Source organism: Pseudomonas peli (genome assembly GCF_050563605.1).
Lineage (GTDB): Bacteria > Pseudomonadota > Gammaproteobacteria > Pseudomonadales > Pseudomonadaceae > Aquipseudomonas > Aquipseudomonas peli_A.
Map to the genome: position 1 here is coordinate 1 of NZ_JBNXUH010000438.1, position 248 is coordinate 248.

The 248-nt window shown below is 64.5% G+C and carries 1 protein-coding gene; it reads left to right on the forward strand.

Annotation, left to right across the window (positions count from 1 at the left end; all coding sequences use genetic code 11):
- Nucleotides 1-61: 61 nt before the first annotated feature.
- The coding region (locus ACQ4LH_RS22185; RefSeq protein WP_430699033.1) for a PepSY-associated TM helix domain-containing protein at nucleotides 62-248 on the forward strand (187 nt) is incomplete at its 3' end.

Below are 248 nucleotides of genomic sequence, written 5' to 3' on the forward strand. Positions count from 1 at the left end.
CCACTGGCTCGGCACCCTGCGCAAATGGCACTGGATCAGCTAGAAGACGTACCTGGCCGGCATGCTGCTGTTTGCCGTGACCGGCATCACCCTTAACCATGCTGCGCAGATCGAGGCCAAGCCCCAGGTGATCAGCCATCAGGCGCAATTCCCCGACGCGCTGCACGCTGCGCTGCAAGCCAAGCAGCCCAGCCACGGACAGCCCCTTATACACCTCTGCCGCTCCCGACGACGCGCCACGAGCGTTG